Raw genomic sequence first — 21,799 nt, 5'->3', positions numbered from 1 at the left:
AAAAGACAGTGCCGGTCGCTTCAAGCCGCGACCGCGAACCGGGGAGCCTAACAGTCTGATTACTAAAGAATTAATACTAAAAAGGCATGTTGAATGTCGTTTATGGAATAAGGAGCTGGCGTTTGCAGGTATGTCGCTGGCGTGATCAAGACGCAAGCGGTCGCGGGTAGGCGAGGACTGTCACGGGCATTTGTTAGCGTCGAGCTCTTTGAACCCCTGGGAGAAATGCCGATGAAGCTCGTACCTCGTTTTCTCGCTGTCGCCGTGGGTCTTGGCCTTGCCAGCCAGGTGTTTGCCACTGAACTCAAGCATTGGCCGGCGGAGCAGGCCAAGGCGTTGGAGGCGATGATTGCAGCCAACGCCAATAAGGGTAATTACGCGGTGTTCGATATGGATAACACCAGCTACCGCTATGACCTTGAAGAGTCGTTGCTGCCGTTCATGGAAAACAAGGGCCTCATCACCCGTGAAACCCTGGACCCGTCCCTGAAGCTGATGCCGTTCAAGGACACTGCCGACCACAAGGAGAGCCTGTTCAGTTACTACTATCGCCTGTGCGAAGTGGACGACATGGTCTGCTATCCATGGGTTGCCCAAGTGTTTTCCGGCTTTACCCTCAAGGAGCTCAAGGGCTACGTCGACGAGCTGATGGCTTCCGGAAAACCGGTGCCTACCACCTATTACGATGGCGACAAGGTAGTCGAATACAACGTCAACCCACCCAAAGTCTTCACCGGCCAGGCCGAGCTCTACAACAAGCTGATGGAAAACGGCATCGAGGTCTATGTCATGACCGCCGCTTCCGAAGAGCTGGTGCGCATGGTCGCTTCCGATCCCAAGTACGGGTACAACCTCAAGCCGCAGAACGTCATCGGCGTGACCACGCTGCTCAAGGACCGCAAGACTGGCGAGCTGACCACCGCCCGTAAACAGATCACCGCCGGCAAGTATGACGAGAAAGCCAACCTGGGCCTGGAATACACACCTTATCTGTGGACCCCGGCGACCTGGATGGCCGGCAAGCACGCGGCAATCCTGACCTACATCGACGAATGGAAGAAACCGGTGCTGGTAGCCGGTGATACGCCCAGCAGCGACGGCTACATGCTGTTCCACGATGTGGACGTGGCCAAGGGTGGGATCCATTTGTGGGTCAACCGCAAGGACAAGTACATGGCCCAGATCAACGGCATGATGGCCAAGCACGCCGCTGCCCAGGCCAAGGAAGGGCTGCCGGTCACGGCGGACAAGAACTGGGTGATCGTGAAGCCGGAAGACATCCAGTAATCCCAGCTCCAGATCAGCTTCGACAACCCCCTGTGGGAGCGAGCCTGCTCGCTCCCACAGGGGATCATTGATCGTCCCGGGATATCAGACAAAAAAACCCGCACTAGACGGGTTTTTTTGTGAGCGGTTATGGACGCTTACAGCCCGTCCAGCATCGCTTTGTTACGCACCGCACCCTTATCGGCGCTGGTGGCGAGCAGGGCATAAGCCTTGAGCGCAGTGGTCACTTTGCGCGGACGAACTTCCGCCGGCTTCCAGCCTTTCCTGTCCTGTTCCGCACGGCGCTCGGCCAGTTCTTCATCGCTGATCAGCAGGTTGATCGAGCGGTTCGGAATGTCGATCAGGATCTTGTCACCGTCGCGCACCAGGCCGATGGCGCCACCTGCGGCGGCTTCCGGCGAAGCGTGGCCGATGGACAGGCCCGAGGTGCCGCCGGAGAAACGGCCGTCGGTCAGCAGGGCGCAGGCTTTGCCCAGCCCTTTGGATTTCAGGTAGGACGTTGGGTAGAGCATTTCCTGCATGCCCGGGCCGCCTTTCGGACCTTCGTAACGAATGATCACGATATCGCCGGCCTTCACTTCATCGGCGAGGATGCCGCGTACCGCACTGTCCTGGCTTTCGAAGATCTTGGCGTTGCCTTCGAACACATGGATCGACTCGTCGACGCCAGCGGTTTTCACCACGCAGCCGTCCAGAGCAATGTTGCCGTAGAGCACAGCCAGGCCGCCTTCCTTGGAGTAGGCGTGCTCGACGCTACGGATGCAGCCGTTTTCACGGTCGTCGTCCAGGGTTTCCCAGCGAGTCGACTGGCTGAATGCCGTCTGCGTCGGAATGCCCGCCGGGCCGGCCTTGAAGAAGTGGTGCACGGCTTCGTCGTTGGTCTGGGTGATGTCCCATTTGGCGATGGCATCGGCCATGGTCTTGCTGTGCACGGTCGGCAGGTCGGTGTGCAGCAGGCCGCCACGGGCCAAGGAACCGAGGATGCTGATGATGCCGCCGGCTCGGTGCACGTCTTCCATGTGGTACTTCTGGATGTTCGGCGCGACCTTGCACAGTTGAGGCACGTTGCGGGACAGGCGATCGATGTCACGCAGGTCGAAATCGACCTCGGCTTCCTGGGCCGCCGCCAACAAATGCAGGATGGTGTTGGTGGAGCCGCCCATGGCGATGTCCAGGGTCATGGCGTTTTCGAATGCCTTGAAGCTGGCGATGTTGCGCGGCAATACCGACTCGTCGTTCTCCCCGTAGTAACGCTTGCACAGCTCGACGATGGTACGGCCGGCCTCCAGGAACAGCTGCTCGCGGTCGCTGTGGGTGGCGAGGGTCGAACCGTTGCCCGGCAGGGCCAGGCCCAGGGCTTCGGTCAGGCAGTTCATGGAGTTGGCGGTGAACATGCCGGAGCACGAACCGCAAGTCGGGCAAGCGCTGCGCTCGTACTCGGCGACTTTTTCGTCGGAGGCGCTGGAGTCGGCGGCGATCACCATGGCGTCTACCAGGTCCAGGCCATGGCTGGCCAACTTGGTCTTGCCGGCTTCCATCGGGCCGCCGGAAACGAAGATCACCGGGATATTCAGGCGCAGGGCGGCCATGAGCATGCCGGGGGTGATCTTGTCGCAGTTGGAGATGCACACGATGGCGTCGGCGCAGTGGGCGTTGACCATGTATTCGACGGAGTCGGCGATGATCTCGCGGCTCGGCAGCGAATAGAGCATGCCGTCATGGCCCATGGCGATGCCGTCGTCCACCGCGATGGTGTTGAATTCCTTGGCGACGCCACCGGCGCGTTCGATCTCGCGGGCTACCAGTTGGCCCAGGTCCTTGAGGTGAACGTGGCCGGGTACGAACTGGGTAAAGGAGTTGGCAACGGCGATGATCGGCTTCTTGAAGTCGTCATCCTTCATCCCCGTGGCGCGCCACAAAGCACGGGCGCCGGCCATATTGCGGCCATGGGTGGATGTTTTCGAGCGGTATTCGGGCATGGAACACTCCGGGCGGCTAATCAGGTACAAATCAGATATCAATGGGAAGTGAGCTTCTGTTGATGTTCTGGAGCACTCGAGAGTGGCTGTGTGTCCAGAAGCGACCGATGACTTTGCAGGATCACTGCGCGCCTCAGCATGAGCTCATAAACCCGCCGGGGATGAATGGCGATGAATGCCCTGATTCTACACCGCTGGCGTCAGGATGAAATGACGCAAATCGCCGAATGGATGCCAATGCCGTACGGAACGACAGGGGGCGTTCAACCGGGCAACAGAACTTTGTGGCGATGCCGGACCAGGCCGTTGAGCGCCAGTCCCAGGAGGCTGAGTAATACCAGGCAAAGAGCCAACGTGGTTTGCAGGTCCAGCGGGGTGAGGCTGATCGTGGCGCTGGTCAGCCCGCCGACGATGAAGATCAGTACGCTGCCGGCCGATGCCGACGTGCCGGCCTGCTCTGGAAACAGGTTCATGGCCCGAGTGTGGGCTGCAGCGCGGGCAATGGTGGTTCCGGCGGTGCAGACAATCATGGGCAGCAGCAAGGTGGTGATGGACAGGCCCAGCTGACTGGAGAGTCCGAACATCAGTATCCCAGCCGTCAGGATCAGGCCCAGGCCGGAGACGATTTGTGTCTGCGAGTCGATCCGGTTGCTCAACACCGTTGCCATCGCCCCGCCGCCAATATAGGCCAATCCGTAGCCCAGCAGGGTCAGCGAAAATGCCTCGGGCGAAAGCTTCAACTGATCGATGAAAACCAGTGGCGAGATGACGACGAAGGAAAAGTGACAGGAAAAAGCCAGCGCAGAGGTCAGCCAATAGGCCATGAAGCTGAAGTCACTGCAGACCTTTCGATACGCCTCGATGAAGTTCAGGTGTTCCACAGGTTGGGTCGTCGCGGAAGATGGGAGTAAAAGACAGGCACTTGTAAATGCCCCGATAGCCAGGGCGACAAATACCAGGAAGCTGCCCTGCCAGCCCATCCAGCTTTGCAGGCCGGTGCCGGCCAAGGGGGAAATCGAAATGAATATACCGCCGCAGGTCACCAGGAATATTCGCAGTCGTTGCTGTTCCCTTCCGTCAAAGAGGTCCTGGATCAAGGCTTGGGAAAGGACAAAACAGCCGCATCCCAGAGCCTGGACGACTCGGAAAAACAGAAAGACCCCGTAGTTATCGGCTATGACGCACCCGATCGCGCCCATCGCCGCGACCGTGATGCCAACCAGCAACAGGGCTTTGCGGCCCAGGGCGTCGGAGAGAGGGCCCACCAGCAGTTGCGAGAGGGCGATGCCCACCGCGAACAGACTGACGGACAGGGCGATGTCGGATGATGAGTGCCCGAAGTGCTCGGACAGCGCAGGGAACGAGGGCAGCACCACATCGATCGGGAACACGCCGAGCAAGGTCAGCGTGAGCAGTAAACCGACTGCGGCTGGCTTATGGGGGTGGGGTGAACGCCTGGTATCAGCCATCGATGAATCCCGCTTGGGTGAAAACCATCCGGTAGTGGTCGTTATCGAAGAGGCTTGCGTTGCGCATGGCGGTAAACGTCGATACCGCGCCGGAACGAACGCGCTGGGCATGAGCACCTGGCTGCAGGAGAGCGAAAATGATCTGTCGTGAGGATTGTTCCTCGAAGCCGGCACTGGCGAGACTGCGCAGCAACCAGGGCTCGTCCGGCTCGAAATAGAGCCCGATGATACGCAGCAGCATCCCGGCGGCGAGGTCGCGTTGAGTGGCGTCCAGGGCTGACCACAGGTACTGGAACACCTGGCTGAAGTAGCGGCTGTGGCGCGCCTCGTCTTCGAGGTGGTTCCGGAGCATGCGGTACACCGTGCAAACCAGGGTATGGCGGGTAACGGCGAGCAGCTCCCTGGCAATGATCGTTTCGGAGACGAACCCCAGCAGGAACCAGGCCAGGGGACGGTCCGTAGGCGAAGTGGCTTCGATCATGGCCAATAGCCGGTTGATGCGCCTGGGCGGTTGGCGATCCTCGATACCGTAGAGGGCCGCGATCTGCTCGGCCACCTCATTGGAAAAAAGTGCGTGATAGCCCTCATCGGTATAAAGCTGCAGGGCCGCGGTTTTCATCTGTCCTGGGATAGGCACGGCCAGTTCACCATGCACGATGGTCTCGACCGAGCGATTGACGACCCGGTGTTCGAGCAAGGTCGTGTAGTCGAGGAAGTACACCAGGTGATTAGCCGCCAGACGCTGGGCGACGGCGCGGCCTGCGCGGTGGACCAATGGATGTTCGACATAGGGAATGAAGGCTGGCGGAAACCAGTCCCGGATTGAAAGTTGCTGTTCCAGGTCGTCGGGCAGACGGTAGTGATCCCGACGGGTACGCACCGCAGCCTTGTTGTCCCAGTCGCCCAAGGTGTAGCGCGGCAATTGCATGAAGGTGGCGCCGGTCATGACGCAGCATCCTGGCGTTCGATCAGGGCCATCAGTTCTTTACAGTGCACCTGTCCGTCGCCATGGCCGCAGCCGACAAAAAACAGGGGTTGTTCGCAGGAGTCCTCAAGCCCCAGCAGCCGCTCGACCTCTTGGTCGCTCAGCGCCCCGGTCAGCCAGGTGTCGAGACCGAGGGCAGTAGCGACCATCAGGAACGTCTGGGAAACATGGCCCGTTTCGACGAAAGCCATGCGGTAGGCGCGGGAGTGCTCGTATTTCCACCAGAGCTTGTCGAAGCGCGAGGTGATGAACAACCCGAACGGCAAAGGGTTGATGAAGTGCTGGCCGCAAAGCATTCGACCCAAGGGCGCATCCGGCAGGGGGCCGACCAGACTCAGGGCGTGTTCGTCAGGATGATAGGCATAGAGGCCCGGTGTCAGCCCGGTCACGTTGCGGACGTAAAGATAACCCTCGCAGGCATTCAGGCCGCCCCCTGACGGGCTGCTGCGCCTGGCGCCCAATGATTCCGGACAGGCACCCTCACGGGCGCCCTGACGTTCGCTCAGGTAACCCAGGGTCAGGTAAAGCAGTGTGCTGACTTGCTCGATTGATATTGGCTGTTCGTGGAATGAACGCGACGTTTTCCGGTCGATCAGGGCTCGCGCCAGCGAAGCGTCATGCAAGTCGGCCAATAGAGGGGGCGACAGGGCCACTCGGGCGGCGGAATCGTGTTTGATCCTGGCGGGAGGCCTGGGCGAAGAAAGCACTTCGTCGCAATGTTGCAGATACAGGTTCGCCCATTCATTTACATCTTGAGGAATGTTTGCGTACGGAATGTTTTTTGTGCCGAGATGAAAGATTCTGGAGAGCTCATCCCACTTCCAATGAGCGGGTTCTCTTTCTTTTTCGATAATTATGTCGGCATTCAGCAGATCCACATCAATGGCGTTATGTATATCGAATCGAGAGGGGTCTTGTATGAGTTTTGCAAGTCGTGTCGAGTAATCAAGTTCCAGTTCGAATTGAGTATGTTGTTCATAGTTCCAAACGACCTGATGGGGTGGGCGGGCAAGGATGAACAGGCAAGGGTTTATATGCATCGGGGCTGATTCCGCTTATACGAAGGGCCAGGAAAGGGCCAGGGCGCCGGCGTTCCCCAGCCCTGTTTCTACCCGCTTACGTACTTATTTGGCGACGGCTTTTGGAACAATCAGACCGGCCAGGTTTGCGATTTTGTCAGCTTCCAGATTGATTGCTTTCATGATACAGCTCCTTTGTTTTTGATAGGTGTTGTGTTTCCAGTGGAGTCACTTTCGAAGTGACGTTCAAATAATTAATTTTTAATGAATGATTGGCAAGCGGATATTGAGTAGGAAAGCTCCAGTAATAATGTGGGAGAGTTCGTACAGAATTTATGGGTGTCGTTATTAACGACGGCATAAGGTGATTTTTCAGACAAAAAAATCGCAGCCTGGGCTGCGATTGGAATGTAAGCGAGTGCGGAGCCGAAGCGTCGGCCCCGTCGTGAAACTCAACTGTTGGGCAACAGCCGGCAGATGATGCTCTTGATGTAGCGGGTTTCGGCAATGGCAGGGTGTACCGGGTGGTCTGGCCCCTGACCGCCGCGTTCAAGCAGCTGGATGTTGCGGTCCAAATGGCGGGCGCTGGTCAACAGGATGTTCTGCAGATCATCCTCAGGCAGGTGCATCGAGCACGAAGCGCTGACCAGGATGCCGTCCTTGGTGAGCAGGCGCATGGCTTGTTCGTTGAGGCGGCGGTAGGCGCCTTCGCCATTCTTGAGGTCTTTCTTGCGCTTGATGAAGGCCGGAGGGTCGGCGACGATCACGTCGAAGCGTTCTTCACTGGCCTTGAGTTCCTTCAGGGCTTCGAACACATCGCCTTCGATGCAGGTCAGCTTTTCAGCAAAGCCATTGAGTGCCGCGTTGCGTTCGACACCGTCGAGGGCGAAGCCCGAAGCGTCGACGCAGAACACTTCACTGGCGCCGAATGCGGCGGCTTGCACGCCCCAGCCGCCAATGTAGCTGAACAGGTCCAGCACGCGTTTGCCCTTGGCATAGGGCGCCAGGCGTGCGCGATTCATGCGGTGATCATAGAACCAGCCGGTTTTCTGGCCTTCCATGACCGGCGCTTCGAACTTCACGCCGTTCTCTTCCAGGGCTACCCATTCAGGCACCAGGCCGAAAACCGTTTCGACGTAGCGTTCCAGGCCCTCGGCGTCACGGGCGGCGGAGTCGTTCTTGAACAGGATGCCGCTGGGCTTGAGTACCTGGGTCAGAGCGGCGATGACGTCGTCTTTGTGCGCTTCCATGGTGGCGGATGCGATTTGTACCACGAGGATGTCGCCGAAACGGTCGACCACCAGGCCAGGCAACAGGTCCGAATCGCCGTAGACCAGGCGATAGAACGGTTTGTCGAACAACCGCTCACGCAGGGACAGCGCCACGTTGAGGCGGTGTACCAGCAGGGATTTGTCCAGTGGCAGCTTCGCATCGCGCGACAGCAGGCGCGCGCAGATGAGGTTGTTCGGGCTCATTGCGACAACGCCCAGCGGTTTGCCGCCGGCGGCCTCGAGGATCGCCTGGTCGCCGGCCTTGAAACCGTGCAGCGGCGTGGCGGCTACGTCGATTTCGTTACTGTAGACCCACAGATGACCGGCGCGCAGGCGGCGGTCGGCATTGGCTTTGAGGCGCAGGCTGGGCAGGGACATGAGGTCGCTCCGGAAAAAAGAGCGGGAGTATACCGCGTCGCGGTGACAGGCGGGCTCGGTGGGCGATGAATGAAAGTTTCCCCGATCCGCGCCGGCGGTGTTTCGGAGTCATCTTTAAGGGTTAGAATCGCCGCCTGTGCCCAGAGTATGTACTCATGTCCCAAGAACTTTCCGCCGAACAGATCCAACAAGCCCTGCAAGGCATCAGTGTCCCGCCCCAGCCGCAGATCATGGTGGATCTTCAGATGGAGCAGTACATGCCCGACCCGGACCTGGAGACCATCGCCAAATTGATTTCCCAGGACCCTGGCCTGTCCGGGGCTTTGTTGAAAATCGTCAACTCGCCGTATTACGGCCTGCGTAACAAGATCACCTCGATCCAGCGGGCCGTGAATCTGTTGGGTAGTCGCTCGATCATCAACCTGATCAACGCCCAGTCGATCAAGGGCGAGTTGCACGACGACACCATTGTCACCCTGAACCGCTTCTGGGATACGGCTCAAGACGTGGCGATGACCTGCCTCACTTTGGCCAAGCGCGTCGGCCTGGAGAATGGCGACGAAGCCTATGCCCTTGGGTTGTTCCATGATTGCGGCGTGCCCTTGATGCTCAAGCAGTTCCCCAATTACATGAGCGTGCTGGAGGAGGCGTATGCCAATGCCAGCGCCGAATGCCGGGTGGTGGACACCGAGAATCGCGTATTCAATACCAACCACGCGGTGGTCGGTTACTACACCTCCAAGTCATGGCGCTTGCCGGACCACGTCAGCCAGGCCATCGCCAACCACCATAACGCTCTGGCGATTTTCAGCGACGAGTCTTCACGCAACAACAGTCAACTGAAGAACCTGCTGGCGATCCTGAAGATGTCCGAACACATCTGTGCGTCGTACCGGGTGCTGGGCAACCAGGCCGAGGACCACGAATGGGCGTGTGTCGGCGAGCTGGTGCTCGAATACATCGGTTTGTCGGAATATGACTTCCAGACCCAGAAACAGGAAATCCGCGACCTTGCCACTCGCTGAAACCCGATAGCACCGAACATTGCTCATTCGAGAACACCATGCCAGAACTGCCGGAAGTCGAAACCACCCGTCGCGGGATTGCGCCACACCTTGAAGGACAGCGGGTTAGCCGCGTGATTGTGCGTGATCGTCGCCTGCGCTGGCCGATTCCGGAAGACCTCGATGTGCGGCTCTCTGGTCAGCGGATCGTGCAAGTGGAGCGGCGCGCCAAGTACCTGCTGATCAATGCCGAAGTGGGCACGTTGATCAGTCATCTGGGCATGTCCGGCAACCTGCGTCTGGTGGAGGTGGGTATGCCGGCTGGCAAGCACGAGCATGTGGACATCGAGCTGGAGTCCGGCCTGGCCTTGCGCTACACCGATCCTCGACGTTTCGGCGCGATGCTTTGGAGTCTTGATCCGCTCAACCACGAACTGCTGATCCGTCTCGGGCCGGAGCCGCTGACTGATCTGTTCGACGGCGAACGCTTGTTCCAGCTTTCCCGTGGGCGTTCCATGGCGGTCAAGCCGTTCATCATGGATAACGCGGTGGTGGTAGGCGTGGGCAACATTTATGCAACCGAAGCGCTGTTCGCCGCCGGGATCGACCCGCGCCGGGAAGCCGGGGGTATTTCCCGAGCCCGGTACCTGAAACTGGCCATCGAGATCAAACGCATTCTTGCCCATGCCATCGAACGCGGCGGCACCACGTTGCGGGACTTTATCGGGGGCGATGGTCAGCCGGGGTATTTCCAGCAGGAGTTGTTCGTGTATGGCCGGGGCGGTGAGCTGTGCAAGGTTTGTGGAACGGGGCTGCGGGAAATTCGGCTGGGCCAGCGTGCGAGTGTCTGGTGTCCTCGCTGTCAGAGGTGATTTCTCCTACGGTCTATAGTCAGTAGTCATACTGTCTAGCCGAAGGACCGACCCATGAATCTGCTTCGCCCCGTCGTTCTTGCGCTGCTGCTGAGTGTCGGTTTGCCTGCGCTGGCGAACACCGGCAGCGGTGACCCGCGCTACACCATCCAGAATCCGCCGGCCTACGCCATGATCGGCGACCTGCTGATCGCCCGTCCGCTCCTGCTCGCCGCTACCGTGATTGGGGCCGGTGCATTCGTCGTGTCGTTGCCCTTTACCGCGCTGGGCGGTGGGGTTGGCGATGCGGGGAAGGCCTTGGTTGTGGACCCGGCCAAGGCCACGTTCGTGCGGTGTCTGGGGTGTATTGGGGAGGGGTTTGAGCGGCAGGAGTGAAGGCCGCTGGCTTTGTGGTATGGCTGATGGCCTCATCGCGAGCAGGCTCGCTCCCACAGGAGGGCCGCTCAGGACGCAAATTCTGCAGACACTGCAGATCCCTGGGGGAGCGAGCCTGCTCGCGATAGAGCCGGTACAGGCACTACAGAACCTTCTGGCTCAACCCTTGCCAGTAATCCTGCGGTACTTGGCCATCAACTGCTCTTCAGTTTCCGGATGGGCTTCGTCCAGTGGGATGCAATCCACCGGGCAGACCTGTTGGCACTGGGGTTCGTCGTAATGGCCGACGCACTGGGTGCACAGGTTCGGATCGATGACGTAGATCTCTTCGCCTTGGGAAATCGCCTCGTTCGGGCACTCGGGTTCGCAGACGTCGCAGTTGATGCAATCGTCGGTGATGATCAGGGACATGCAAGCTCCTGCCGGGGCGTTGGGCCCGGGCATCTGAAAACGGATGTGCTCAATTGTGCCGCATTGGCGGGCTCAGTGCACGCGGGCGCGATAGACTGCACCATGGGGCAAGGGCGCGGCTGCGAAGCGGGTCGCAGCCAGCGGGTTACTTCTTGAAGCGCTGGGTCAGCGCATCGGCCACGACCGGGTGGACGAACTTGCTGATATCGCCGCCCAGGGCTGCGATTTCCCGCACCAGAGTCGACGAAATGAACGAGTAGCGCTCCGACGGCGTCAGGAAAAGGCTTTCCACGTCAGGCGCCAACTGGCGGTTCATGTTGGCCAGCTGGAATTCGTATTCGAAATCCGAGACGGCACGTAGCCCACGCAGGAACACGTTGGCGTTCTTTTCCTTGGCAAATTGCGCCAGCAGCGTCGAGAAGCCGACTACTTCCACGTTGGGCAGGTGCCTAGTGACCTCGCGGGCCAGTTCCACGCGTTGCTCCAGGGGGAACAGCGGGTTTTTCTTCGGGCTGGCGGCGACGGCAATGATCACATGATCGAACAGGCGCGAGGCGCGTTCGACCAGATCGCCATGGCCCTTGGTAATAGGGTCGAAGGTACCTGGGTACAACACTCGGTTCATCGCGTCGTCCTGGCGGGAGTCCGTTGGGGAGTCGGATGGTATCGCAGCCTACTCGGTCGGCCAAGTCGGCTGTGGGATAAGAAAGCACTATAGACGGTACGAATCATCCGGGTATTCATGAGTTTTTCAGCCGTTCGGCCAGCGAATTCGCCAGTTGTGCCGTCAGGCCATATACCGATAACTGCGGATTGGCGCCAATGCTGGTGGGGAACAGTGAACCGTCGTGGATCGACAGGTTACTCAACTGATGATGACGGCCAAGACTGTCGGTCACGGCCATTCTAGGATCTTCCCCCATGGCACAACCGCCCATGACGTGCGCGCTGCTCAGGCGGGTGCGGAACAGGGAAAGGTCCAGTTCATCGATCAGCGTCCGGACTTCGGCCAGGGTTTTTACGTAGCGCGCATCGCTGTGGACCGGCATGACCGCCCGGGCGCCTGCGGCGAACTGGATTTCGGCCATGCTGTGGAACGCCCGGCGCACACCGTCCCATGCGTAGGGCGATACCGGATAATCGAGCACCGGCGTGCCGTCGCTGCGCAATTCAACGCTGCCGCCATGGCTGTCTGGATGAAAACCGTCACGCAGCAAGGCCAGCATGGCGTGGGTGTGAGGCAGTTGCGCCATATATCCGGCATTCTCCTGGCCGAAGCCGCCCAGCAACGTGGCGGCGAGGGCGGGATGCAAGGGTGGGACCTCAAGCTTGTAGGACATTTTGCCGGTGGTTCCGTCCTGCCATTGGAAATGATCCGAATAGACCGACTGCGGCGCCCCGTAGAACGGATTGATGACGTCGTCGAACTGCCCGACCGAGATATTCACCAGATGCAGGAAGGTACGCTTGCCCAAGCGCTGGTGTGGGTCTGGTGCATCGGAGCGTAACAGCAAGGCCGGGCTGTTGATGCCGCCGCCGGCCAGTACGTAGTGCCGTGCCTTGACGGTAATGCGCCGCCCGGTCGGCGCCACGCAGCGTTCGTCCATTGCCACGCATTGCAGATCGACAACCGCATCATTGTGTAGCGTCAGGCGTTCAGCCCGCGCCAGGTAGAGCAGCGCGCCACCCTTGTCCAGCGTGGCCGGAATGGTCGTCACCAGCATGGACTGCTTGGCATTGGTGGGGCAGCCCATGCCGCAATAGCCCAGGTTCCAGCAGCCCCGCACGTTGCGCGGGATGACGTGCCAACCGTAGCCCAGCCGTTCACAGCCTTTGCGGATCACGTCATTGTTGGCATTGGGCGGGATCAACCACGGCGCCACGCCCAGGCGCTGCTCCATGCGCTCGAACCAGGGGGCCATTTCGGCGGGACTGTGTCCCTGGACGTTGTGTTCCGAGGCCCAGTGATCCAAGGTCTGGTCCGGTGTGCGAAAGCTGGACGTCCAGTTGATCAACGTCGTGCCACCCACCGCCCGCCCTTGAAGAATGGTGATGGCTCCATCCTTGCTCATGCGCCCGAGGCCTTCCTGGTACAGGCTCGTGTAGGCCTGATCCTCGAGCAACTTGAAGTCGTCGCTGCTCTTGAGCGGGCCCTCTTCGATCAGCAGGACCTTGTAGCCGGCGGCACTGAGGATTTCCGCCGTGGTGCCGCCGCCCGCACCGCTGCCGATGATCGCCACATCCGCTTCCAGGACCAGGTCCTGGGTCAACTGCGCGCCGTTGTAGGTGGTCCAGCCGCGGGCCATGCCTTCGCGGAACGGGTCGGGTACGGGCATCTCAGGATTCTCTTGTTGTAAGGGACTTTTGCAGACCTCCTTGTGGGAGCGGGCTTGCTCGCGAAAGCGGTGTGTCAGTCAATACAGATGTTGCCTGATGGACCGCCATCGCGAGCAGGCTCGCTCCCACAGGGGGCCTGCTTGAATTTTTTCAAACGGTAGGCGGTCCCGGGTAACCGCAGTGAGCCCAGGCCTCGGGCGTGCTGTACCAGGCCATCATCACCATTTGAAGCAAGGAGGAGTGGCCCTGGCGAAGCAGGTTCAGGGAGCTGTTTTCCCACCGATCGAGAAACTGGCGGATGTCATCGGCGCTGGCGTTTTCCCACGTGCCCCAGACGCCGGTCAGTGGCCCTCGGGTGATGCCCAGCGTGAGCACGTCGAACAGTTGGTGGGCGAGTTTGAGCATGGCCGGGGAAAGATGAGCCAAGCCCGTGTCCAGGCTTTGCAGGGTGGCGGCCGTAGCGGCGGGCAGTTGCTCAACGGCCACCGCACCTTCCAGCATCACTGGAATAACGGCACGCAGAAATGGCAGATCGCTGTCGCGCACGGCCGTCAGGCCCTGGCCCGGTTGGCTTGGCGAGCAACCGGCGAGGCCAGCGGCACTCAGGAAAAGGCTGGCGCCGACGCTGAATTTCAGCAGGCCGCGCCGTGACAGGACGGGTATATCGGTCAGGCTTGGGGTCATTGTTGTTATTACCTGGCAAGACGCGCTTTAGCGGATGAACAGCTTCTGAATCAATTTCTGAAGCGGTCTGCCGTAAGGCGGGTAAATCAACCTGGCGGCGTTGAAGCGCTGTTTGGTCAGCACGCCCTTGGCCTTGCTGAAGGTCAGGAAACCCTCATGCCCGTGGTAATGCCCCATCCCCGAGGCGCCGATACCGCCGAAGGGCAGGTCATCCTGGGCCACATGCAGCAGTGTGTCGTTCAGGCAGACGCCGCCGGAATGGGTCTCGTTGAGTACGCGGCTCTGTTCGGCCTTGTTGTAGCCGAAATAGTAGAGCGCCAACGGACGCGGCCGCTGATTGATGTAGGCAAACGCCTGGTCCAGGTGCTCATAGGGCACGATGGGTAGCAGCGGGCCGAAGATCTCGTCCTGCATGACGGTCATGTCATCATTGACATTGAGCAACAGGCTGTGGGCCATGCGCCGCCCCTGGCCTTGGTCGAACAGCTCGATCAGCAACCCGCCCTTGCTGGTGGCATCGCTGATATAGCCATTGAGCCGTGCAAGCTGCCGTTCGTTGATGATTGCGGTGTAGTCCGGGTTATCAGCCAGGGTCGGATAAAACCCACGAACCGCTTCGCGATATGCCTCGACGAATTCACCGACTCGGTTCTGCGGCACCAATACGTAGTCCGGTGCGACGCAGGTTTGCCCCGCGTTGAGCATCTTGCCGAAGGCAATGCGTTCGGCGGCGTCCTTCAAGGGAACGTCGGTGGATACGATGGCCGGTGATTTGCCGCCCAGTTCGAGGGTCACGGGGGTCAGGTTCTCGGCGGCGGCACGCATCACATGCCGGCCGATGCTGGTGGCACCGGTGAACAGCAGGTGATCGAACGGCAACCTGGAAAATGCCACGCCGACGTCAGCCTCGCCGAGCACCACGCACACCAGGTCCTGGGGGAACACCCGGGCCAGCAATTGCTTGAGCAGTAACCCGGTCGCCGGCGTCGCCTCGCTGAGCTTGAGCATCACGCGGTTGCCTGCCGACAGCGCTCCGACCAACGGTCCGATAGCCAGAAACAAGGGGTAATTCCAGGGCACGATGATCCCGACCACGCCCAATGGCTGATACACCACTTTGGCCGAGGCCGGCTGGAAGGCCATGCCTACCTTGCGTCGGGAAGGTTTCATCCAACCCTGCAGATGCCGGCTGGCGTAATGGATGCCATGCAGGCTCGGCATCAGCTCCGCCAGCAGCGTTTCGTCGGCGCTACGGTGGCTGAAGTCCTGACTGATGGCGTCGATCAAGGCCTGTCGTTCGTCGCTCAATATCTGCCGCAGTGCCTTGAGCCACTGTCGGCGCTGGTCGGCGGGTGGCAACGGATGAGCGGCGTAGGCCTGGCGCTGGGCATCGAAGAGCGACTGCAGCTCATCCAGGTTTCGTTGGGATTCGTGCAGAAAAGCGACGTCGGCAGACATTGGCAGGCCCCGGTTATTATTAGAGTGGGTGTTTTTTAGAGCTTATGCTCTAAAAAGTCAAATGACATCCATTACGGCTTTGGGTTTGTCCCGGAGACGATAGATCGTAAGATGCCGTTCAATGCCTTCGTCGAAGTAAAGCCCAAGCCATGGCCACACGAATGAAAACCAGCGAGCGCATCGTGCAAAACAGCCTCGAGCTGTTCAACCAGCAGGGCGAGCGCAGCGTCAGCACCAATCACATTGCCGCCCACATGGACATGTCCCCTGGCAATCTCTATTACCACTTCCCTAACAAGCAGGCGATCATCGCCGTGCTGTTCAGCGAATACGAAAACCTGGTGGACAGTTTCCTGCGTCCGCCCCAGGGGCGGGCGGCTACGGTGGAGGACAAGCGTTTCTACCTGCAGGAACTGCTGTCGGCGATGTGGAGCTACCGCTTCCTGCATCGGGACCTTGAACACCTGCTCGACAGCGATCCGGACCTTGCCGCCCGCTATCGTCGGTTTTCCCAGCGCTGTCTGATCCACGGCACCGCCATCTATGAAGGTTTCGTCGCCGCCGGCATCCTGAAGATGGACCGGGTACAGATCGAGTCCCTGACGCTCAACGCCTGGATCATCCTCACCTCGTGGGTGCGGTTTCTGTGCACCACGCGAGAAAACTCCAGCCACCTGAGCGAACAGGCTATCAAGCGGGGGGTGTACCAGGTACTTGTGCTGGAGGCCGGCTTCGTGACCGATGAGGCGCGCGAAGCGGTGGACGCATTGTTCAAGGAGTATTACGTCCCTCTGGCCCAGACCCTGGAGGAAGGGCAGTAGGATTCGGACCTCGATTCAGTCAAAGGAGCTTCAGCATGCCCATCGCGCAACTCATCAGCCCTCAAGCCCTTGAGCAAAGGAGGACACAGCCCGGTTTGGTGATTCTGGACTGTCGCTTTGCCCTGGAGGATTCGGATTACGGTCAGCGCAGTTACGCCGAGGGGCATATCGCCGGGGCTTCGTTCGCGGACCTCGAACGGGACCTGAGCGGTCCGGTGACCAAGGGCGTGACCGGGCGTCATCCGTTGCCGGAGCATAGCGCCTTGATCGAGCGCTTCCAGGCCTGGGGCATCAATCATGACAGCGATATCGTGCTGTATGACGACGGCCCCGGCGCCTACGCTGCCCGAGCCTGGTGGCTGCTGGTCTGGCTGGGCAAACGCGATGGTATCTACATCCTCGACGGTGGGCTCAAGGCTTGGCATGCAGCCGGTTTGCCCCTGAGCCTTGATCCACCCGTTGTTCAACGCGGGGCCTTCAGCGGTTCACCGGACGCGGCCCTGCTGCTCGGCGCACGGGAGCTTGAGCAACGCCTCGGTCGCTCGGACATGACCTTGCTGGACGCCCGGGCGTTGCCGCGATTCAAGGGGGAGGTCGAACCCATCGATCCGGTGGCCGGCCACATTCCGGGGGCGCAGTGCGCGGCGTTCACTGACAACCTGGGCGGTGATGGACGCTTCCTGCCGGCGGATCGGCTCAAGGAACGTTTCGCTGAAAAACTCGGCGGGCGTTCACCGACCGAGCTGGTGGCCTATTGCGGCTCCGGTGTGACGGCATGCCATAACCTGTTCGCCTTGTGCCTGGCGGGGTACCCGTTAGGGCGGTTATACGCTGGCTCGTGGAGCGAATGGATCAATGATCCACAACGTGGCGTTGCGACGGGGGAATAGCCGCCAAGCCCAGGACCAATGTGGGGGCGAGCCGGGTATTGATCAGTGACCCAGGCTGGCCAACCACTGAGGTATGCGCCGCTCCAGGTAATACCCGGGGTTGCGCAGGGTTCCCTCGACAAACCCCACATGCCCGCCCTGGGCATGCAGCTCGAGTCGGGTAGAAGCTGACAACTCGCCAGGTTCGGGCACGCTGTGGGGAAAGACGAAAGGATCGTCGGCGGCCTGGATGACCAGGGTCGGTGTGCGGATCCCATCCATGAAATACCGGCTTGAGGCCCGACGGTAGTAATCCGACGCGTCGGAAAACCCATGCAGGGGGGCTGTTACCCGGCCGTCGAAGTCCCAGAACGTGCGCATGTTTTCCAGGGGGCCCAATGCCGACAGCACTGCCAGCCCTTCGTGGCGCCCGTCGTGCTTGAACTGGCGTTGTTTGTTGCGCACATAGGCCACCAGTTCCCGCATGAAGTGCGCCTGATAAAACCTGGAAAAGCCCTGACCGATGCGGTCGGCGCACTGGTCGAGGCGAAACGGCACGGAAACCGCCACCGCTCCCAGCAACTGACAGTCTCTGCCGGTCTCTCCCAGGTGCTTGAGCAGCACATTGCCCCCCAGCGAATAGCCCACCGCGAACAGAGGCGCCAATGGCCGTCGAGCCCGCACGTGGACGATAGCGGCGGCGAGGTCTTCGCTGACACCCGAGTGATAGCTGCGAGGCAGCAGGTTCGGCTCGCCGGAGCAGCCGCGCCAGTTCAGCGCGACGCTGGCCCACCCCTGGCGTCCCAGGGCCTGTTGCAGCCCGGCCACGTAGGGTGAGTTGGAGGAACCGGTCAACCCGTGAAGCACCAGTACCAGTGGTGCCTCGGCCCTGTGGGGACCATGCCAGTCGAGGTCGAGGAAGTCGCCGTCCTCCAGCCACAGGCGTTCACGTTGGCGATCGATAGGGAGGGTCTTGCGCCATAACGGCCCCCACAAGGTTTGCAGGTGCGGGTTGCCCAAGCCCGGGGCCGGGACGAATCGTTCTGATACGGCAGACATTATTGTTGTTCTCGATGCAGCGAGCATCCTTTCAGCCAACGGCAACGGCCATGCGTTGCCACAACGCGTAATACACCCGCCCGGATTTCTGCTCGCGATGCAAGCGCCAGTTCCCCGGCAAGCCGAGGGTGGATGGAGCGGTCTCGCTTTCAGTGTAGACCCAGGCATCCTCGGCCAGCCAATGGCGTTCTTCGAGCAGGGCGCATACCGTCGGCAGCAGGTTCTGGTTGAACGGCGGGTCGAGGAATACCAGGTCAAATGGCGTGCCCGGTTGGCTTTCCAGGTAACGCAATGCGTCGGCCGTCTGCACCTGGCCGACGGTGCAGCGCAGGGTGCCCAGGTGCTCCTTCAGACTCGAGACGGCCAGGCTGCTGGCGTCCAGCGCCTGGCCCATGGCCGCGCCGCGGGACAGCGCTTCGAGGAACAAGGCGCCGCTGCCGGCGAATGGATCCAACACCCGGGCGCCTGGCACATAAGGTGCCAGCCAGTTGAACAGGGTTTCGCGTACCCGGTCCGGTGTCGGACGCAAGCCTGGCGCGTCTGGAAAGCTCAGGCGTCGGCTGCGCCACTCCCCGCCGATGATGCGTAGCTGGTTGATCCCGTTATGGACGGGTTTCTTGCTGGAATTCGATGGGCGGGCCATTAATGCTCCGGAACCCCGAGCGGCTGCTCGGTGGGTTTGTCTGTGGGGGCTGGCAGCGGTTTTTGCGGGACGGTCGGGCCGGCGGTGACGATGACCATTTTGTCGATGCTCAGATGCCTGTTCAACGCTGCCTTGACCTGTTCGACCGTAAGAGCCTGGGACTGACGCATGAAGTCTTCGAGGTAACTGGGTGGCAGATCATAGAAGCCCATGGCGCCGAGCTGGCCGACGATATCCGCGTTGCTGGCCGTGGACAGCGGGAAACTGCCGGCCAGTTCGCGCTTGGCATCGTCGAGTTCTTTCTGGGTGGGGCCGTCCCTGAGGTAATCGGCAAACACGTCCTGGACCAGTTTCAGCGTGCCTTCGCTCATCTCGGCACGGGTCTGCAGGTTGATCATGAACGGGCCACGACCCTGCATCGGCGTAAAGCCGGAGTACACGCCGTAGGTCAGGCCGCGTTTTTCCCGCACCTCGGTCATCAGCCGCGTGCCGAACCCGCCACCGCCGAGGATCTGGTTACCCAGGGACACGGCGGCATAGTCCGGATCGTCACGGTCGATGCCCAGCTGCGCGAGCATCAGGTTGGTCTGTTTGGACGGGAATTCAATATGGGTGGTGCTCGCCTTCGGTTCCACCGGCGACGGTGTTTTCGCCAGAGCAGGGCCTTTCGGCAAGCTGGCAGACACCTGGCTGGCAATCGCTTCGGCTTCAGCGCGGGACAGGTCCCCCACGAGGGCAATCACAGCGTTGCCGGCGGCATAGGCCCTGGCGTGAAACGCACGGGCCTGGGCCAGCGTGATCGGTGGAATGCTTTCGGCGGTGCCGTCACTCGAGTGGGCGTACGGGTGATCGCCGTAGAGACGCTTCATCAGTTCCAGGCCAGCCAGTTTGCCGGGGTTCTGCTTCTGATACTCGAAACCGGCCAGCAGCTGGTTCTTGATGCGTTCGAAGGAGTCGGCGGGGAAAGTCGGTTTGCCGACCACTTCGGCGAACAGCTTCAGGGCCGGCTCCCGCTTGTCCTTTGCACTGAGGCTGCGCAGCGACACCAGCGCCATGTCCCGGTAGGCGCCGTTGCCGAAGTCCGCGCCCAGGCTTTCGAAGCCCTGGGCAATGGCACTGACATCCTTGCCGGCCACACCTTCGTTGAGCATGGCATTGGTCAACGTCGCCAGGCCAGGCGCGTCGCCATCCTGGCTGCTGCCGGCGGCGAAGGTCACGCGCAAGTCGAACATCGGCAGTTCCCGGGCTTCGACAAACAATACCTTGGCGCCGTCGGCGGTTTTCCAGGTTTGTACTTCAAGTTGACGGTGGCTTGGTGCCTTGCCGTCGAGTTCGGCCAGTGACTGCAGCTTCTTACCGGACCTGGCGTTGTCCAACGCCTGGCTGGCGTCCGTGCTGCTCGATGGCGACAGATAAAAAGCCAGCGCGCCGATCAGGGCGAACGACACCACGCCGATCAGCAGCAGACGGGATGGTTTGCGTTCACTCATGGGCTTTCTCCTCGGGCAGGACGTGCGCGACGCTCAGGCGCGAGCGGGTGAAATACAGCTGGGCTGCCTTCTGGATATCTTGCGCGGTCACGCTTTGCAGTTCGGCGAGCTCGGTGTCCATCAGCTTCCAGGACAAACCGACGGTTTCCAGCTGGCCCATGGCGGTGGCTTGGCTGGTAATCGAATCGCGCTCATACACCAGGCCGGCAATGACCTGGGCGCGGACGCGTTCCAGTTCGTCGTCGGTCGGCGGGGTGGTTTTCAGCTGTTCAAGCAAGCGCCACAAGCCCGCTTCGGCCTGGGCGAGGGTCTTGTTCTTCTGGGTATTGGGGGTCGCCGACAAAGTGAACAGCGTGTCGCCCCGGGTGTAGGCGTCGTAGCTCGACGAGCCGCCGGAAACCAGCTCTTCGCCGCGCTCCAACTGGGTCGGGATCCGTCCGCTATAGCCGCCGTCCAGCAGTGCCGAGATCAGCCGCAACGCGTTGACCGAGCGTTTGTCGGTTGCAGTGGCGATGCCGGGTACATTGAACGCCATCATGACGCTGGGCAGTTGGGTCTGTACGTGCAGGGTGATCTGGCGCTCGCCGGGTTCGCTCAGCTCCAGGGGGATTTTCGCCACCGGTACGTTGCGCCGTGCAATCGGGCCGAAATAGCGCTGGGCCAGGGACTTGACCTCGTCCGGTGTCACGTCGCCGACCACCACCAGGGTTGCGTTGTTCGGGGCGTACCAGGACTCATACCAGTGACGCAGTTCCTCGACTTTCATCCGGTCCAGGTCGGCCATCCAGCCGATGGTGGGCGTATGGTAGCCGCTGGCCGGATAGGCCATGGCCTTGAAGCGCTCATAAGCCTTGGACATCGGTTTGTCGTCGGTGCGCATCCGACGTTCTTCCTTGATGACCTCGATCTCGCGACTGAACTCCTCCGGCGGCAGGCGCAGGCTGGCCATCCGATCGGCTTCCAGTTCGAAGGCCACGCCCAGGCGATCGCGGGCCAGCACCTGGTAATACGCGGTGAAGTCATCGCTGGTGAATGCGTTCTCTTCGGCCCCCAGGTCCCGCAGGATCAGCGAGGCTTCGCCTGGTCCGACTTTTTCACTGCCCTTGAACATCATGTGCTCCAGGGCGTGGGACAAACCGGTCTGCCCCGGTGTTTCGTAACTGGAGCCGACCTTGTACCAGACCTGGGAAACCACCACCGGCGCCCGGTGATCTTCGCGCACCACGACCTTCAGGCCGTTGTCCAGGGTAAATTCATGAGTCGGTTGTGGATCGGCAGCCAAGGCTGAAAAGGGCAGGCAGACTGCGCTGAGCAGCAGGCCTGCGGCGCGGCGGGCGAGAGCATTCATTCGTGTTTAAACCTGTTGGGTTGCCCGCCATGTCTTAGCG

Annotated in this window: 20 protein-coding genes; 6 read left to right on the top strand and 14 right to left on the bottom strand. The window is 60.8% G+C overall.

All coding sequences use genetic code 11. The features are described from left to right. The first annotated feature begins 231 nt into the window (after positions 1-231). Positions 232-1,287: an HAD family hydrolase gene (locus EGM97_RS03520; protein WP_238960679.1), complete on the top strand. Its 1,056-nt coding sequence runs from the start codon at positions 232-234 to the stop codon at positions 1,285-1,287. A gap of 137 nt (positions 1,288-1,424) precedes the next feature. Here the strand turns inward: EGM97_RS03520 and ilvD are convergent, their stop codons facing one another. From ilvD to EGM97_RS03495, 5 genes are all read right to left on the bottom strand, one after another. Then, a complete protein-coding gene (gene ilvD, locus EGM97_RS03515) occupies positions 1,425-3,266 on the bottom strand; it encodes a dihydroxy-acid dehydratase (protein ID WP_238960680.1) in 1,842 nt (613 codons plus the stop codon). 263 nt (positions 3,267-3,529) lie between these two features. Continuing rightward, entirely contained in the window at positions 3,530-4,735 is a 1,206-nt protein-coding gene (locus tag EGM97_RS03510) for an MFS transporter (protein WP_238960681.1), read from the bottom strand. Next, positions 4,728-5,681, bottom strand: a complete 954-nt coding sequence (locus EGM97_RS03505; RefSeq protein WP_238960682.1) for a diiron oxygenase — start codon at positions 5,679-5,681, stop codon at positions 4,728-4,730. Before EGM97_RS03505 ends, EGM97_RS03510 begins: the two co-directional genes overlap by 8 nt. Next, on the bottom strand, positions 5,678-6,760 hold the full coding sequence (locus EGM97_RS03500) for a SagB family peptide dehydrogenase (RefSeq protein WP_238960683.1): 1,083 nt from the start codon (positions 6,758-6,760) through the stop codon (positions 5,678-5,680). The genes EGM97_RS03505 and EGM97_RS03500 overlap by 4 nt, the downstream gene beginning before the upstream one ends. Positions 6,761-7,191: 431 nt before the next feature. Next, complete coding sequence (locus EGM97_RS03495) at positions 7,192-8,388, bottom strand: class I SAM-dependent rRNA methyltransferase (protein WP_053148303.1); 1,197 nt, start codon at positions 8,386-8,388, stop codon at positions 7,192-7,194. 155 nt (positions 8,389-8,543) lie between these two features. On the opposite strand from EGM97_RS03495, the gene EGM97_RS03490 reads away from it, so the two are divergent. The 3 genes from EGM97_RS03490 to EGM97_RS03480 are packed head-to-tail and all read left to right on the top strand — an operon-like array spanning position 8,544 to position 10,639. Then, positions 8,544-9,413: an HDOD domain-containing protein gene (locus EGM97_RS03490; protein ID WP_238960684.1), complete on the top strand. Its 870-nt coding sequence runs from the start codon at positions 8,544-8,546 to the stop codon at positions 9,411-9,413. A 38-nt stretch (positions 9,414-9,451) separates the two neighbouring features. Further along, positions 9,452-10,264: a bifunctional DNA-formamidopyrimidine glycosylase/DNA-(apurinic or apyrimidinic site) lyase gene (mutM, locus tag EGM97_RS03485; RefSeq protein WP_238960685.1), complete on the top strand. Its 813-nt coding sequence runs from the start codon at positions 9,452-9,454 to the stop codon at positions 10,262-10,264. A 54-nt stretch (positions 10,265-10,318) separates the two neighbouring features. Continuing rightward, entirely contained in the window at positions 10,319-10,639 is a 321-nt protein-coding gene (locus EGM97_RS03480) for a hypothetical protein (protein ID WP_053148297.1), read from the top strand. 159 nt (positions 10,640-10,798) lie between these two features. On the opposite strand, the gene EGM97_RS03475 is transcribed toward EGM97_RS03480, so the two are convergent. The 5 genes from EGM97_RS03475 to EGM97_RS03455 form a co-directional block, all read right to left on the bottom strand. Further along, on the bottom strand, positions 10,799-11,050 hold the full coding sequence (locus tag EGM97_RS03475) for a YfhL family 4Fe-4S dicluster ferredoxin (protein ID WP_003249063.1): 252 nt from the start codon (positions 11,048-11,050) through the stop codon (positions 10,799-10,801). Between the two features lie 145 nt (positions 11,051-11,195). After that, on the bottom strand, positions 11,196-11,675 hold the full coding sequence (coaD, locus tag EGM97_RS03470; protein ID WP_053148295.1) for a pantetheine-phosphate adenylyltransferase: 480 nt from the start codon (positions 11,673-11,675) through the stop codon (positions 11,196-11,198). Positions 11,676-11,790: 115 nt separating this feature from the next. Then, entirely contained in the window at positions 11,791-13,386 is a 1,596-nt protein-coding gene (locus EGM97_RS03465; RefSeq protein WP_238960686.1) for a GMC family oxidoreductase, read from the bottom strand. A gap of 151 nt (positions 13,387-13,537) precedes the next feature. Then, entirely contained in the window at positions 13,538-14,071 is a 534-nt protein-coding gene (locus EGM97_RS03460; RefSeq protein WP_238960687.1) for a twin-arginine translocation pathway signal protein, read from the bottom strand. Between the two features lie 27 nt (positions 14,072-14,098). Then, a complete protein-coding gene (locus EGM97_RS03455; RefSeq protein WP_238960688.1) occupies positions 14,099-15,529 on the bottom strand; it encodes a coniferyl aldehyde dehydrogenase in 1,431 nt (476 codons plus the stop codon). Positions 15,530-15,678: 149 nt separating this feature from the next. Between EGM97_RS03455 and EGM97_RS03450 the strand changes: the two genes are divergently transcribed. Both EGM97_RS03450 and EGM97_RS03445 read left to right on the top strand, forming a co-directional pair. After that, positions 15,679-16,350, top strand: a complete 672-nt coding sequence (locus tag EGM97_RS03450; protein WP_053148287.1) for a TetR/AcrR family transcriptional regulator — start codon at positions 15,679-15,681, stop codon at positions 16,348-16,350. A 35-nt stretch (positions 16,351-16,385) separates the two neighbouring features. Beyond that, positions 16,386-17,240 (top strand): sulfurtransferase, encoded by an 855-nt coding sequence (locus EGM97_RS03445; protein WP_238960689.1) that lies wholly within the window; start codon positions 16,386-16,388, stop codon positions 17,238-17,240. A gap of 42 nt (positions 17,241-17,282) precedes the next feature. On the opposite strand, the gene EGM97_RS03440 is transcribed toward EGM97_RS03445, so the two are convergent. From EGM97_RS03440 to EGM97_RS03425, 4 genes are read right to left on the bottom strand one after another with little or no spacing between them, the layout of a single operon-like run. Further along, positions 17,283-18,278 (bottom strand): hydrolase, encoded by a 996-nt coding sequence (locus EGM97_RS03440; RefSeq protein WP_238960690.1) that lies wholly within the window; start codon positions 18,276-18,278, stop codon positions 17,283-17,285. 31 nt (positions 18,279-18,309) lie between these two features. Further along, positions 18,310-18,921: a 16S rRNA (guanine(966)-N(2))-methyltransferase RsmD gene (rsmD, locus tag EGM97_RS03435; RefSeq protein ID WP_238960691.1), complete on the bottom strand. Its 612-nt coding sequence runs from the start codon at positions 18,919-18,921 to the stop codon at positions 18,310-18,312. Next, complete coding sequence (locus EGM97_RS03430) at positions 18,921-20,411, bottom strand: M16 family metallopeptidase (RefSeq protein WP_238960692.1); 1,491 nt, start codon at positions 20,409-20,411, stop codon at positions 18,921-18,923. Before EGM97_RS03430 ends, rsmD begins: the two co-directional genes overlap by 1 nt. Further along, entirely contained in the window at positions 20,404-21,759 is a 1,356-nt protein-coding gene (locus EGM97_RS03425) for a M16 family metallopeptidase (protein ID WP_238960693.1), read from the bottom strand. The genes EGM97_RS03430 and EGM97_RS03425 overlap by 8 nt, the downstream gene beginning before the upstream one ends. Positions 21,760-21,799 lie beyond the last annotated feature (40 nt).

Source organism: Pseudomonas sp. AF32 (genome assembly GCF_022342325.2).
GTDB classification, from domain to species: Bacteria; Pseudomonadota; Gammaproteobacteria; order Pseudomonadales; family Pseudomonadaceae; genus Aquipseudomonas; species Aquipseudomonas uvaldensis.
The sequence above is the reverse complement of the archived record's forward strand: the minus strand, read 5'-3'. Positions and strand labels throughout refer to the sequence as shown.